Genomic DNA, 14,612 nt, shown 5'->3' on the forward strand with positions numbered 1-14,612 from the left:
ATTCGAGTCAGCTCACAACGAAGATGTTGAAATACCATTAAAATAACGTATCGCAATTGTTAGCGCCTGATTTTTTTAGCTTTTGAAGGATCAAAACATGAAGAAAATAAGTCGGTGGCCGACCCTTTTACTATCCCTTTTTTTCGCCACCTCTAGTTTCGCTTCCTCTGGGGCATCACACGATGCTTTTAACTTTACCCAATCTACCGTGGGCTACGCCTCATTACTGATCTTCGGTATCGCCTACACTCTCGTCATGATGGAGGAGTACTTAAAACTCAGAAAGTCAAAACCTGTCCTACTTGCTGCCGGTCTTATCTGGATACTCATTGGCTTTGTTTACAAAGATATGGGACAAATCGAAGTCGCCAAATCAGCGCTCGAACACAACCTGCTTGAGTACGCCGAGCTTCTATTGTTCCTATTAGTCGCCATGACCTATATATCAGCCATGGAAGAGAGGAGGCTTTTCGATGCTCTGCAATCTTGGATGGTGGGTAAAGGCTTTGATTTCCGATCGCTATTCTGGATAACCGGGATACTTTCGTTCTTCATCTCTCCCATTGCCGATAACCTGACCACAGCGCTATTGATGTGCGCCGTCGTTATGAAGGTAGGTGGTAGCAACCTTAAGTTTGTTAACATTGCTTGTATCAACATTGTAGTCGCGGCCAACGCTGGCGGTGCATTCAGTCCATTTGGTGATATAACTACCTTGATGGTTTGGCAAGCAGGTCATGTGGCATTCTCTGAGTTTATGCCACTGTTTGTGCCTTCGGTTGTGAACTACTTAGTGCCTGCTGTCATCATGTCGTTCTTTGTGCCAAAGACAAAACCTGACGCTGTACATACACACGTTGAACTAAAACGCGGTGCCTTTAGGATTGTTGGGCTGTTTATTCTCACCATCGCAACCGCCGTGGCGTTCCATGCGGTGCTTCATTTCCCACCAGTAATGGGAATGATGATGGGCTTAGCCTATCTACAGTTCTTCGGGTTTTTCCTTCGCAAAACCTTACCAACGTCTATCGCTAAGAAAAAAGCAATCGCCATTGCCAACAATGACGAAGCTGCTCTGAAAGCACTTGGATCTATCGTCCCATTTGACGTATTCAGACGTGTATCTCACGCGGAGTGGGACACACTGCTGTTCTTCTATGGCGTGGTCATGTGTGTAGGTGGTTTAAGCTTGCTCGGTTATCTCAGCGTCGTCTCAGAGATCATGTATACCCAGTGGGATCCTATCTGGGCGAACGTGATGGTGGGTATTCTGTCTGCTATCGTCGATAACATCCCGGTCATGTTTGCAGTATTAACTATGAGCCCTGAGCTCTCGATGGGGAACTGGTTGTTGGTTACTCTTACCGCAGGGGTTGGTGGTAGCCTGCTCTCTGTTGGTAGTGCGGCAGGTGTTGCGTTAATGGGAGCCGCACACGGCAAATACACCTTCTTTGGCCACTTAAAGTGGATGCCTGTTATCGCCATTGGTTATGCCGCGAGTATCTTTGTCCACCTTTCAATGAACGGCAGCTTATTCTAGCCGCCGCTCGTAATTGGGATATCTGATAGAAACACTTAAGCCCCTCTATAGAGGGGTTTATTTTTGTCTGAAAACCCAAATAGGACCAATAAGTAGAAATTGAATATCATCGAAAAACGAGGGCTTTTTGCCTTCGATTTTGTGTCCCACGAATTGCATTATCCAAAGCACGACAAACAAGCCTATCGACAGGTTGAGAATCGATAACCCAAACCTATCCGCAAACGTAATAACGACCAGGCAAGCCAGGGTAAACAGCAGCATTTGAATAAACACCGAGCGAGACAGCCTAAAGTAGAAAAACATCACAGGGAGCATAACCAGCCACACCCAGTTAATGGCGACGCCAGCAAGAGATACATGAGGAATGCACCATATGAGTCCCACGATCGATAAATAGATACCGGGGACGGCTACTTTGTGTATTTTTCTGTTGGTGCTGTTCTGGTGGCTTTCTCCGTATGCATCTAGCCATTGCTGTAACGACTTCATTCTACTTCCTTGTTGTTTATGACAGTTGTTTTCGATTGGTGTTAAAACTCTAGACTAAAATCCGTTACTCTTCCTTCCCCATACACCTATTAGCAACTGTTGAAGGTGTTATTCCACCCAATCGTTGCCTCTCTTAACTGAAGACTACATCATTCGCACCTCAACTAGCCTTTGATATTCACTGAATGCATATCAGTAATTGAAATTCATGATTTCAAAATATAATTACGACGCCTTACTATAGCCACAGACCCAAGGAATGAAGTCGACACCCTGCTTGAGCTTAATCACCGCAAGCACTTCAAACTTGAAATAAGGCTATCTAAGATGAAAAAACTTACTATTTTGGCAACGATTACCGCTTCTCTATTTGCAACCACGACCATGGCACATGACCTTGGTGACCACTTACCGAAGAAGGGACAACCAACCGCTTTGCAGCTAGAAAATGGTGGCACAACCAAGGTCAGCAAAGATAACTTCATCGCTGCTGAGTCAGATAAGTACTTTTTCGAGCAACAAGAGAAATCTGGCATCAACCACTTCACCCACGATCGCCAACTGTTGACGATGGAGACACAAACCGTCGTTAGACAGAACCGAGACACACTGTATTCAAAGTCAATCTGGGACACAAAAGGTGGTGTGACTTTTGAACTGCCAATCCTAGATAGCTATCAGGCACTTCAAGTGATTGATGAACAGCATCGCACTGTCGCCGTACTTTATGCATCAGAAGGACAAAACAAGGTGACGATCACGCCAGATATGCTCTCTTCAGGACAGCACGTTTGGGTTATCGCCCGCACTCAAGTGGCCTCCAATGACCCTGCTGACATCAAAGAGGGCAACCTTAAACAAGATATGATCAAAGGTATGGCATCCTCTGCTGAGCGCTATAAGCCTAAAGGCTTTGATCAGTTCGATCGAGAAAAGGTCCGCTTAGCGCTGGAAGCGAACGTGCTCCAACTCGACTTTACCAAGGCGATGGGCGCCCCTGATGGCAAAACGCTCAAACCCGAGCAGCACTTAGCACCGCGCAAGGTGGAGCAGTTCCATGCGTTGGGTCTGACATCAATGGGCTTCGGCGGACTGCCAAGCGAACACGCTTACTACAAAGTACTTTTGGCAGACGACCGCTCAGGTCAGTGCCAGACTATGAACTTTGACGCACCACCACTGGGTGAGAACGGTTTCTTCTCCATCACGACCTATGGTTCAGATGCGTATGTTCATACTGAAAAATTCGCTCTATCGAGTCGTAAAGATGAGTTGAAGGCGAACAAAGACGGCTCTTACACCGTGAACTTCAACTGTGGCGAGCAGGCAATCAACAATATTGATGTCGAAGAAGGTTGGACAGGTATCCTTCGCATGTACAAACCAAACTCAGACAAGCAAATTGTTAGCTATGCGAAAGGAGTAGAACAACCACACGGTTAATCTCGGTTAGCATCCACCCGCCTATCAAGAGCTCAACAGACGTTGGGCTTTTTTGATTTACAATGTAAAGACTGACTATAGCTGCGTTGACGTGGGATTACAGCCACTAGGAAACAACTTATCATTCAATAAGCTATCTTTAAATTAACTTTCTTTGAATAAACCACGTTTAATGGTTTACGTCCTTACTACTTTCTTGCAGAGTAGACTTAGTCTTTGTTGTTGGTGGAAAGCATGTTACTGAATACCGAGCGTCTTTTATATCTGGTTTCGATTGCCGAAACAGGTTCATTCTCTGCGGCAGCTCGCAAACTGGGCGTCAGCCCTTCGGCCGTGAATCAAGCAGTGCAAGCCATGGAGATCGATTTAGGGATCAGCGTGTTTGAGCGAGTGGCAGGAAAGGCACCCACGCTGACTCCAGAAGGCAAGGTACTCTACTTCCAAGCATTAGAGGTAGTTCCAAGACTCAAAGCAATTGACCGCAAAGTGCAATCTTTACAGCGGGGTGAAGAGCCTACTATCACTGTTGCGACTCATAGCATGACCCTCTACCCGAGATTTGTAGAGGTTTTCGCAGAGCTGACGCGTCAGTTCCCTGAAGTCGACTTAGTGCTGGTCGATGCCGAAACCCACTCCCTCGCCATCGACAATGACGACCAAGGTGCCGATATTATGATTGCACCGGGTGGACTTAGCCCTGCACGTGGCACTAATGTTCAGACTGTCGACACTATTGAATGGTGCTTTTTAGCGTCTCCAAATCACCCGCTATCTAAATTACGCGGTGAAATCACCACCGAAGATCTTGAACAATACCCACAGATCCTGTCATTAGAGGGAAAAGTCGCCACCAGCGAGCTGATTGAATCTCTCCGCTATAGCCCGAGATTAATTCGTTACGAAAATCACTATCAGCTGCAAGATATGCTTCTTCAAGGTATCGGCTATGTCGCTTACCCTACGAAGCTCGCTCAACCGTTTATCGACCATGGTCTAGTTACCAAATTAAACGTCGGTCGCTATGATGGTTCTTTAGTCTGGCCTGTTGATTTGTCTTGGCGCAGCGGATTGGGCAGTGCAGGCACTTGGTTTGTCGAACAAATATTAGATCAGGAGAACTAGATGTTAGAACAAAACAACACGCAGCTAATGATCATAGATGTGCAGGGAAAACTTGCGCAGCTGATGCACGACAAAGAGACACTATTTAGCAACCTCAATACGCTCACGAAAGCCGCAAATCTAATGGAACTCCCTATTATCTGGGTCGAGCAGATCCCCGATAAACTCGGACCGACGATTGAAGAAATCAGTCAAGAGCTTAGCCATCAAACTCCAATTGCAAAAGACGTGTTTAGTGCTTGGGGAGAGGCGAATGTGCGTGAAGCAACAAACGCGAGCGACAGAAAACAGGTTTTACTCGTGGGTATTGAAGCGCATATCTGTGTTCATCAGACTGCCTGTGATCTACTGCAAGCAGGTTATGAAGTACACCTAGTTACGGATACAGTCTCCTCCCGAAACCCAGCTAACAAAGATCTGGCGCTGAAACGCTTAGCTCAAGAGGGGGCAGTGCTCACCTCCACTGAAATGGCACTTTTCGAATTGCAGAAGGTTGCTCGAGGAGAGCAGTTTAAATCACTGTTGAAACTCATTAAGTAGTGACATTCAGTAGTGAATAGTAAAGCTGACTCAACGTCTTGATTTTCCCCGGTATCGCCTCTAATGGGGCGTTACCAAACCCGAGGACTACTGACCCAAACTCTCGCTGCTTTTCTATTGGTTCGTAGAATCGCATCGGTCTCACCACCATGCCTGCATCGTGCGCTTTCTGCGACAGCTCAACTTCACTAGCGCCACTCTGCCACTCGACCGTTACATGCAAACCCGCCCCTTGCGATACCACTTGCCAATCGCTGCCAAAAGACTCTTGAATGCTTTGTCTTATTAAGCGGTATTTCTGTTCATACAATCGGCGCATCTTACGAATATGCCTTACCAATGCCCCCTCGCTAATAAAATCCGCTAATGCCGCTTGAACGAGAGCGGGCGTATCTCCAGACAGCGCATCTTTTATTTCCAAACACAGTTGAATCATGTGGGGAGGAACGACCATATAGCCAATGCGCAGCGAGTTAAACATCACTTTACTCATCGAGCCTATATAAATCATTTTGTCCGCATTACCGCTCTCCGCGGCTAAGCCCTGCATGCTGCGAAATGGACGACTATCAAACTGAAACTCACTGTCATAGTCATCTTCAATAATCCATGATTGATTATTCTGCGCCCATTCTATGAGCTGCAAGCGTTGCTCCGTTTGAATAGAACATCCCATCGGGTATTGATTGCTCGGCGTTAAGTAAATACCTGTTGAATCACTGCTAAGCACACGTTGGATATCCAGCCCTTTACTTCCCTCAACATCGACGTAGTCATAGTCGATGTTGAAGGTATCCAACACCTTAACGACCTGTCGATAGCCAGGGAACTCCACCAAAAAGCCTTGATGAGGTTTGAGTCTTTGGGTTGCTAAAAGCGCTATCGCTATGGACTGCTGAGCGCCCGACGTAACAATGATTTGATTCGGGTGGCAAACAACACTTCGACTTCCAGTTAGGTAGCGATGGAGTGCTTCCCTTAGCGTCACTAGCCCCTGTAAATCTTGGTTTCCAAGTAACGCACTACGACTGCTATGACGTTGCAATAACCGATTCCAAGTACTCATTGGAAATGAGGCAAGTTCGGCAACGCCAGGCGCAAACAGCCCGTTGTTTGGCGTATTGTCGTCTCCGGGCTCTGAGGGTGGCACCACCTGCTCCGTTGTCAGGTATTGCTCCGGGAGCGACACTGCAACATAGAAACCGCTGTTTGGTTTCGCTATTAAATACCCCTCCGCAACAAGCTGCTCGTAGGTTTGAATCACAGTGTTGCGACTGAGCTTAAGCTGACTAGCCAACGTGCGGGTAGAAGGCAGCTTTGCACCTGAAGCCCAGAATCCTTTTAAGATGCGCGTTCGTATTTGCTCAAAAAGGGTTTGCTGAAGTGTTGTACCGCTAGAGGTCAAAGACGATACCTGTAACGTCAACTCACTAGAATCAATAGCACTCAAACTGGATCCACCATTTATCTTATTCTGGACCTAAACAGAGTACCAAAATATTCTTAATCTGGCTGTAAAGGATTAAGGAGGAGAGATTACATGCTGTCACAAACACAACGAACACAAATCAAAAAAGGGGCTCACAAAGCGGTGCTAGAGGAGCAAGCTCTTTACGATATTATCGATGAGTCGCTTATCGCGCACATAGCCATAAACCAAGACGACGGTCCAATCATCATTCCGATGCTGGCTTGGCGTGTAGATAACAGAGTTTACGTTCACGGAGCGAAGAACAGCCGTCTCATTCGAGCGCTAAAATCTGGTCAGAAAACGTGTCTTACCTTTACATTATTTGACGGTTGGGTGTTAGCAAGGTCAGCGTTTCACCATAGTGCTCATTATCGAAGTGCCGTTGTGTTTGGTCAATTTGAGACCATTGATGACAACCAAGAAAAAGATCGAGTACTAAACTTCTTTATCGAACATATTGCCCCGGGCAGAACCGAGCAAGTAAGACTGAGTAATCAAAAGGAACTCACGGCCACAGAAGTGCTTGCCATTGAGCTCACCGAGGCTTCTGTGAAAATTGGACGACACGGTGTCAATGACGACAAAGAAGATCTTGATGTCCCTGTCTGGGCTGGCATTTTGCCCTATCGAACGGTAGTTGGACCGCTAGAGCCATGTGATGATCTCGCCGAGTGTATCGACACTCCGGATTATTCGAGCGCTTATGGAGACAGGTGGATTGGTAAACTCGACAACGAATGATGTCGCTTTACCCTAATGTCTTTTGCATTCTGAAGAGGTCGTCTAGAGCGCGGGACGACCTACCTTCATACTTGCAGCCAGCGCCATGCCGCAATAGAAAGAGCCGCCACCAGAATCAGTAAAAACACGCCAAGCTCTATAAGCCACTCTTTATCATTCCACCCCAAATACTCGATATCGCATTCATCAAGCTCAAAGCTGAAGTCTTCAAATTCATCTAATTGTTGCATAGCTGCCTCCCTTAAATCGGATCCCATGCTATGCGGTAAGCTAACTCTATAAAATCAAATAATTTCTACGCTCAGTTTAGAAAAAGTGAACGCTCAACAAGAGATAAGGAATTTACGACTCAGCACAAATTGTTGCAAAATTCTTGTTGTTGCACGCTAAATTATTGATGCTGAACACATCAGGAATACACATAAATGCTAATGTGGACGGGTTCCAATTTCATTGCAGAGCCATTTATAAGATATGCAGCAAGCTATTAAAAAATCAGAGAAAATTGCGAGTTTCGAGCTAGCTCGAGTGATCGCTTTAGTGGCTATTATTTCTATTCACTGTCAGTTGTTTATGGACTACGGCTACATTGATGAAGAGCCCTGGTTAAACTTTGTCACCAACCAAGCCGCACGATTCGCTGTACCGCTATTTTTCCTTATTGCCGGTTATCTCATCTATCCAAAACTGAATGCCGCTCCGTACAAAACGGCGAAAGACTACTGCATACCGCTGATGGTAATTTGGTTAGTTTGGAGCATCATCCACCTCGTGTTGCCGTTTAACTTAGGTGTTGTTGCAGAGCATGGCTATCTAGCGGAGCGACAAGGATACTGGCAATACCTTATGCAAGCACCTCTGAACTCCTTGTTTGAAGGCGGATTAGTTCACTTGTGGTTTATTCCATCCTTGGCTATAGCAGTCTTGATGATTGCTTGGTTTGTCGATAATAAATGTCGCAGACTGATCATTCCTTTTGCCGCCATTATTTATGTGTACGGACTTATCGCAGGAAGCTATGGCGTCATAACTGAGGTAGCAACGCCAATTTTTACCAGAAATGGCCCTTTCTTTAGCTTCTTGATGGTCGCCATTGGATTCGAAGCCCGCCGTAATAATTGGTCTATGTCTGCGACGTTCGCCCTTCTTGTTGCTGCTGCCGGTATGTTGCTGCATTTTGCAGAAGCTTATTATCTGCATGGTCAGGGGCAAATATTTAATATGAATGATTTTCTATTGGGTACGGCGATTTGGGCGGCAGGTTTGTTCTTTTTCTTACTTACTAAACCGCAACTCGGCAATCAGCCAATATGGCTAAAGCTCGGGCAGTGGGTGTTACCGATCTATCTAGTCCATCTGTTAGTCGTCATCTATATGAACAACTTGGTCGCCAAACTCGAGCTACAAACAGTCTCAGCCGATATGGTCATCTTCTTTGGCACACTAGTTGGCTCGGTCATCTTGATGTTCATCATAGAGAAAACCCCTATCTCGTTTGCCAAACTGCGCAGTATTAAGCTGAACGGAAAACCCATGGCAAACTATCCATCTGCGAAATAATTCCTCTCTGGCTGAGTGCCATGTTACTTGTAGAGAGGCGGGATACCTGATAGAAAGGTGCCGATTAAAAGCATCAGGTATAACCATGAATAACGCCTCTCCACTTGAACAACTCCTTAACTCTCGCCGCTCGGTTCGCAAATACGATACTGAAGCGGCGTTTGACCATACTGCTGTGCAACGAGCACTTGAACACGCAACGCTAAGCCCTAACAGCAGCAACATGCAAATGTGGGCGTTTCATCGTGTCATCAGTGAAGATAAACGTCAGAAGCTTGCCGACATTTGTATGGGGCAAAATGCGGCGAAGACCGCTAATGAGCTGGTCGTAGTGACCGTTACTCCAGGCAAATGGAAACAGCGCGCGGCCATGAACGCCGACATCGTTCGAGCAAACTTTGCCGGCCGCGAAGATGAAACATCAAAGCGTGCATTTAAGTACTACGACAAGCTGATCCCTATGGTCTATAACAATGACGCGTGGGGTATTCGAGGCATGGTAAGAAAGCTCTACAGCTTTTGGTTAGGGCGCAACAAGCCTATGGTGCGCGAAGTCAGCAAGCAAGATGTGCGCGTGTGTCTCCACAAAAGCGCAGCACTGGCGTCTATGACCTTTATGCTCTCTATGCGAGAACAGGGCTATGACACATGCCCAATGGAAGGATTCGATTCCAAGCGAGCAAAAGCATTACTTGGTATCGCAGACCATGATGAGATCACGATGATCATCAGTTGCGGCGTGCGAACTGAAGAAGGTATCTACGGGGAGCGTCATCGTGTGCCTAATGAAGAAGTGATTATTTCCCACTAATCCCTAAAAAGAGACCTCATCAGGTCTCTTTTCAATAGTTTAAAACTATCAATACTATCCTTACAATCGATTATCCCGACTTCTGGAAACACCATATACTGACCCCAACAAAACAAGATTTCACTCTTCCTGGAGGACAGTATTATGACAAGCACTAACCTAATCGGCCTTGATAAAAACGCATCTCAGTTAATCGCAGTTGAGCTAAACCAATTACTTGCGAATTACCAGGTGTTGTACATGAACACTCGTGGTTACCACTGGAACATTAAAGGTGAGCAGTTTTTTGAACTCCATGTGAAATTTGAAGAAATCTACACCGATCTCCAGACCAAAATAGATGAGCTAGCGGAGCGCATTCTGACCATTGGTCATACTCCAGATCATTCGTTCAGTCGTTACCTTGAACAAAGCCAAATTGAAGAACACCAAAATGCTTTCCGAGGCAAAGAATGTGTCACTGGGTTGGTAAACGGTTTCTCAGTGCTGATTCATCGTCAACGCGAAATCCTAGAGCAAGCCGCAGAAGCGAGTGATGAAGGTACCGCCGCACTAATGGGCGACTATATTCGCGAACAAGAAAAGCTGCTTTGGATGCTCAATGCCTACCTGAACTAATCAATAGAACACAAATTCGAAAGAAGGTGCTTAGCGCACTAATGCCGACCAATTAAGTATTAGTCGGCAGTTAAATTGAGTTACCTCACCTGTGTGTAAGAATCCGATATACCCTGTTTATCGGATTTTTACATACACATTTCTCAAGCAATCGACATCTTCAAAAACTACAAACTGAATTAAGAGACGATATTTGTCAATAAACTCATAATACTCACGCTTGATTTGTCTTTGCTTTGTGCTCGTGCGTTTGCTTTTCTTTGGTAACAATCCAAATCGCCACAAATGCGACAGCAGTTAACACACCAATCGCTACAGGCAGAGCACTCCAACTGAATGACTCAACCGTGAAACCACTAATCGCACTACCTGTCGCAAAACCGATTGAGATAAAGAACATCATTAGACCTTGCGTGTAGCCCGCACCAACACGTGTTAAGCGAGATGCGACCGCCGGCGAACACATGTCTGTCACAGTAATGCCTTGTAGATAAACGATCACCAAAGCCACTGGTAGAATCACAGTCGGAATGAATTGAAGCTCTGCAATGAAATACAGTGCTGCGATAACTGCGATAGACGCAACCGTACAAAGCTTGAATAGTGCTGTTGGTCCAAACTTCGCTGAAAATCTCTCAGCTGCAATAACAACAATCAATCCTAATACTGCTGAGATAGAAAGACTCGTCGCCGACAACGCTTCAGAAACCGTGAATGCATTCTTCATCAAGTTAGGAAATTGAGCCTGGAATGCACCTTGACCTGCACATAATGCTGCAACCGCAAATAAGAACAGCCCAAACTTCGAGAATAATACTTTTACGATGTTCACTTTCTCTTGAGATTCTTCTGCCGCCTCTTTTTCACGAGCTTCAGCCGTGTCTAATACGCGCTGTCCGGCTTCTTTGTTGCTAAGAAATGTCACAACAGATAAAACAGCCACAGTCGCCATCATAGTGTAAAAGCTTGTCTCATAACCAAAGCCGCCATCAGTCAATGCCGCTAAAGCTCCACCACCTAGTAAAGTACCGATGATCGCCGCTTGGGCCATACGACCAAGCTTTAATGCCTCAGTTTTGTTGTCATATCCAGCAAAGGCAATAAACACTGGGTTAAGCATTAGTAGCGTTGCGGAGCCCAGGCCAAAGAACACTGAGCCAATCGCCATCATTGTAAAATCAGTACCCGATGCGATGTAGCAGAAACCAGCGATGATATACGCGATCATGCCTAAGAACTGCGCTAAGCGGTGCGCTTTAAACTTATCTGCAAGTAAACCGATAATCGGTGCTGCGAGACCTGCCACACCGAAGAAACCCATTGCAATACCTGCATTGGCAAAACTGCCCGTTCGCTCGGCAACGAAAGCTGGCATAACAATAGGAATGAATACAAGCTGTACAAAGCCGTATGCGAGGTGGGCTGAAAACCAAAGTTCGATCCCAAGTTTGTTAAATAGGTTTTTTAGCATAACTATTCTGCGCATCCCTTTTGCCAAGATGAGACGAAGCCTCCGGTTCAATCGGCAAAATTTCAACAAGCATCCTTCTGGTAAAAAAGTTGGCCATCATGGCCATTTACTCTGACTAGTATCAAACAGGTATAATAATTCTCTAGCAAAGAGCACTAATGTTACATGTGTTGTAACCATTATTAATGCCACTACTAGAAAGTATTACTTTGTTTGTTGGTTATTAACTTACTACCAAAAATAAATATTAAAATAGTTCAAATCAATATTTTGAAAAAATAGTAATGCTCTATGTCTCAAAATTATAAAGTTTCACTGATACACAAGCTCACATTGATAACCATTGGTTAAACACGATATAAAAACGATCCAAAAAGGTTTCATTTTGGTTAAAAATGACGATTTTTAATTACCTTTTGCATCTATTCAAAAGCAAAATAGGACAAAACATGAACTAACGTAAAAGCGAATAGCTTAAATACGGAATGAATAAAATACTTAAATAAATATTGTTAAATACCAAAAGTAAAATACCCAAGTATATTACTGTGATATTTCCAATACGATGATTCAGTGTATTCCAACATTGAATCATAATGGGAAAAATTTAGTTAACGAGCTATTTGGTTTAAGTGAGAGTAAATGGTTGCGGAGTGAGTTCTAAGCCTAGTGAAAAAAAAGAACCAGCTAAGCTGGTTCAATTGCGTTAGAGTTTCTTCATATCTTTCGGACAGGTATCGAGGTGAGTTGTGACCACCAGACCGGCATCGGTTAGACAAATATTGCCAGGCTCACCTGCATCATCGGCTAATGCAAAAAAAGAACATACCGTGCTAAGCACGAAAACCACTAATGATTTCATTGCGATATCTCCTTACTAACGTGTTGTTCTGCGTGGCAAACTCCCTGCCTCGCTCTTTGAGCATAGTCAAGAAAAAGCAATAGAGACAAAGAATTTATTTAATAAATTCATATAGATAACCACCATCAATAACAGAGGGCGGCAACATTTATCCACCCAATACCAAAACCGACCCTCGTGACATCACACCCCTCGCTTCTGATCGAACCCTTAGTTGCAGCACGACGGGTCAGACCACCAGACTGCTATGATTATTTCCATAACAAACAGATAGTTAAGATGAAAATATAATCCGTGACGCTTTATTACCGATCTTCATCCTGTAAATGGCACAGCGTTTGCTTGCTTATTGTTCAGATGCTCAATAAAAAGGGCACGATACACAACTACGACTATTAGGATGAATGTTTATGAATTTGTCGATTCGAAAGCGACTTTATGTACTTACCATAGTACCTTTGCTGCTCGTTACAATTGGGATACTGGGGATCACCTACTCCAAGGTTTCTGCACTAAATCAACAACAGTTTGATGACACTCGCCAGAACCTACTCAGCAATAAGCAACTTGAACTCAAAAACTACGTTGAGCTTGCTCAAACCTCAGTCTTGAGGTTAGCAAAAGAGGGTGCCAGCCTAGAAGAAGGTTTGGAGGTGCTGCGCCATCTGAAGTTTGACGGCAATGGTTATATCTTTGGCTATAACTCAAAAGGCGATCGACTTTTGATGGGAACGAGCACCAAAGACATTGGTAGCAACTATTATTCTGCTCAAGACAGTAAGGGAAACTACTTTATCCAAGACTTGATTCGTAATGCCAAGTCTGGACAGTATACGACCTACTACTTTCCAAAACCGGGACAAACTATGGCAGAACCTAAGTTGAGCTTCTCCATGTATATACCCAATCAACTTGAAGATGCAGGCTTGAACACCTGAAAATTATCATTAATTCGAGACGTCAGCGAGCCTGCAATCTCTGGAAGAGTCACAGTAAAGAATTGGGTAATGGCTTCCTTGAAATCCCGTTTACTTTTGAAGTAAACGTTATTCCTTGACTTCTCATTCATAACCTTCCAAAGCCGCTCTATTGGGTTAAGATTCGGGCTGTAAGGTGGGAGATAATGCAGTTCAATATTAAGGACAAATGCCGCATCTCTGACTAAATCACTGCGGTGATATCCAGCTCCATCTAAGATGACATGGAGCTTGTGATTTAACGGGTAGCTCTCTCTGAGTTTACAGAAAAATCGAACCATGTTTTCACTGTTAATGCTGTCGTATTCGCTAACAATGGTCGCTCCAATATCTGATAGGTTCAAAGCACCAACAATGTTCAATCGGCTACGATTACCTGTTGTTTCCAGAACTTTACTTTGACCTGTACGTATCCAACCATGGGAGAGTTTGGTTGACAGTGTGGGGTGAACGGCATCGATAAACACTATCGATTCATCCTCGCCACAGCTTGCTTTCAGTGCTTCATAAGCCTCTATGAACGCTTGCTGTTTTTCCTCATCGAACTTATGTGGAACGCCTTTCGGCTGTTTGTAGCTGAAACCATTGTGATGAAGCCATTTGTTCATGCCAGGAACACTATAGTGAATCTGAAACCTTTCAAATACGTACGCAATAATCTCGGACGAATGGTGGTATGTATTTTCAGTTAGATGCTGAACCAACTCTTGGGTTTGCTGAGCCGATAGATAGCTTTGTGAACCGCCATTTTCAGGCTTGAGCTTGTTCGACTCTAGGTAATCTTTGATATGTTGACGAACAGTGGATTCATGAATAAGAAGTGCGTCTGCAATTTCTTCGGGGCACCAACCATTACTCGCATGAATAACCGCTTTTATACGGTCACGAACTCGTCCGTCACGCGTTGTGCTGTGCTGGATTTTTAGTTCCTGCTTCTGTTCATTGGTCAGAGTAATTTTCATAG

Annotated in this window: 15 protein-coding genes; 9 read left to right on the top strand and 6 right to left on the bottom strand. The window is 44.7% G+C overall.

The features are described from left to right. Nucleotides 1-97: 97 nt before the first annotated feature. The gene (gene nhaD / locus AC6I8U_RS19945; RefSeq protein WP_234496176.1) at nt 98-1,540 is read left to right on the top strand and encodes a sodium:proton antiporter NhaD; all 1,443 of its coding nucleotides are present in this window, start codon (nt 98-100) and stop codon (nt 1,538-1,540) included. Nucleotides 1,541-1,597: 57 nt separating this feature from the next. On the opposite strand, the gene AC6I8U_RS19950 is transcribed toward nhaD, so the two are convergent. Beyond that, entirely contained in the window at nt 1,598-2,032 is a 435-nt protein-coding gene (locus AC6I8U_RS19950) for an Mpo1 family 2-hydroxy fatty acid dioxygenase (RefSeq protein ID WP_498019440.1), read from the bottom strand. A gap of 327 nt (nt 2,033-2,359) precedes the next feature. Between AC6I8U_RS19950 and AC6I8U_RS19955 the strand changes: the two genes are divergently transcribed. The 3 genes from AC6I8U_RS19955 (at nt 2,360) to AC6I8U_RS19965 (ending at nt 5,137) form a co-directional block, all read left to right on the top strand. Continuing rightward, on the top strand, nt 2,360-3,475 hold the full coding sequence (locus tag AC6I8U_RS19955; RefSeq protein ID WP_498019441.1) for a DUF1254 domain-containing protein: 1,116 nt from the start codon (nt 2,360-2,362) through the stop codon (nt 3,473-3,475). Between the two features lie 234 nt (nt 3,476-3,709). Then, a complete protein-coding gene (locus AC6I8U_RS19960) occupies nt 3,710-4,597 on the top strand; it encodes a LysR family transcriptional regulator (RefSeq protein WP_498019442.1) in 888 nt (295 codons plus the stop codon). Further along, nucleotides 4,598-5,137 carry a hydrolase gene (locus tag AC6I8U_RS19965; RefSeq protein ID WP_498019443.1) on the top strand — a complete coding sequence of 180 codons (540 nt, stop codon included), beginning with the start codon at nt 4,598-4,600 and terminating at the stop codon, nt 5,135-5,137. Here AC6I8U_RS19965 and pdxR read toward each other — a convergent pair. Continuing rightward, complete coding sequence (gene pdxR, locus AC6I8U_RS19970) at nt 5,130-6,587, bottom strand: MocR-like pyridoxine biosynthesis transcription factor PdxR (protein WP_498019444.1); 1,458 nt, start codon at nt 6,585-6,587, stop codon at nt 5,130-5,132. The two genes, AC6I8U_RS19965 and pdxR, sit on opposite strands and share 8 nt — an antisense overlap. Nucleotides 6,588-6,677: 90 nt before the next feature. Here pdxR and AC6I8U_RS19975 point away from each other — a divergent pair, with 90 nt between their 5' ends. Next, nucleotides 6,678-7,349 (top strand): pyridoxamine 5'-phosphate oxidase family protein, encoded by a 672-nt coding sequence (locus tag AC6I8U_RS19975; protein ID WP_498019445.1) that lies wholly within the window; start codon nt 6,678-6,680, stop codon nt 7,347-7,349. A 65-nt stretch (nt 7,350-7,414) separates the two neighbouring features. On the opposite strand, the gene AC6I8U_RS19980 is transcribed toward AC6I8U_RS19975, so the two are convergent. Further along, the gene (locus AC6I8U_RS19980; RefSeq protein ID WP_446566769.1) at nt 7,415-7,579 is read right to left on the bottom strand and encodes a hypothetical protein; all 165 of its coding nucleotides are present in this window, start codon (nt 7,577-7,579) and stop codon (nt 7,415-7,417) included. A 256-nt stretch (nt 7,580-7,835) separates the two neighbouring features. Here AC6I8U_RS19980 and AC6I8U_RS19985 point away from each other — a divergent pair, with 256 nt between their 5' ends. From AC6I8U_RS19985 to AC6I8U_RS19995, 3 genes are all read left to right on the top strand, one after another. After that, a complete protein-coding gene (locus tag AC6I8U_RS19985) occupies nt 7,836-8,909 on the top strand; it encodes an acyltransferase (protein WP_498019608.1) in 1,074 nt (357 codons plus the stop codon). An 85-nt stretch (nt 8,910-8,994) separates the two neighbouring features. Further along, a complete protein-coding gene (locus tag AC6I8U_RS19990) occupies nt 8,995-9,720 on the top strand; it encodes a nitroreductase family protein (RefSeq protein ID WP_498019446.1) in 726 nt (241 codons plus the stop codon). A 144-nt stretch (nt 9,721-9,864) separates the two neighbouring features. Further along, on the top strand, nt 9,865-10,338 hold the full coding sequence (locus tag AC6I8U_RS19995) for a Dps family protein (protein ID WP_234496166.1): 474 nt from the start codon (nt 9,865-9,867) through the stop codon (nt 10,336-10,338). Between the two features lie 214 nt (nt 10,339-10,552). Here the strand turns inward: AC6I8U_RS19995 and AC6I8U_RS20000 are convergent, their stop codons facing one another. Together AC6I8U_RS20000 and AC6I8U_RS20005 are read right to left on the bottom strand one after the other, a co-directional pair. After that, entirely contained in the window at nt 10,553-11,809 is a 1,257-nt protein-coding gene (locus tag AC6I8U_RS20000; protein WP_498019447.1) for an MFS transporter, read from the bottom strand. A gap of 706 nt (nt 11,810-12,515) precedes the next feature. After that, entirely contained in the window at nt 12,516-12,671 is a 156-nt protein-coding gene (locus AC6I8U_RS20005; protein ID WP_197058753.1) for a hypothetical protein, read from the bottom strand. A 410-nt stretch (nt 12,672-13,081) separates the two neighbouring features. Here AC6I8U_RS20005 and AC6I8U_RS20010 point away from each other — a divergent pair, with 410 nt between their 5' ends. After that, a complete protein-coding gene (locus tag AC6I8U_RS20010) occupies nt 13,082-13,609 on the top strand; it encodes a cache domain-containing protein (protein WP_498019448.1) in 528 nt (175 codons plus the stop codon). Here the strand turns inward: AC6I8U_RS20010 and AC6I8U_RS20015 are convergent. After that, on the bottom strand, nt 13,579-14,610 hold the full coding sequence (locus AC6I8U_RS20015) for an IS630 family transposase (RefSeq protein WP_498016649.1): 1,032 nt from the start codon (nt 14,608-14,610) through the stop codon (nt 13,579-13,581). The two genes, AC6I8U_RS20010 and AC6I8U_RS20015, sit on opposite strands and share 31 nt — an antisense overlap. Between the last annotated feature and the right edge of the window lie 2 nt (nt 14,611-14,612).

The organism is Vibrio sp. KUL80, from assembly GCF_059725495.1.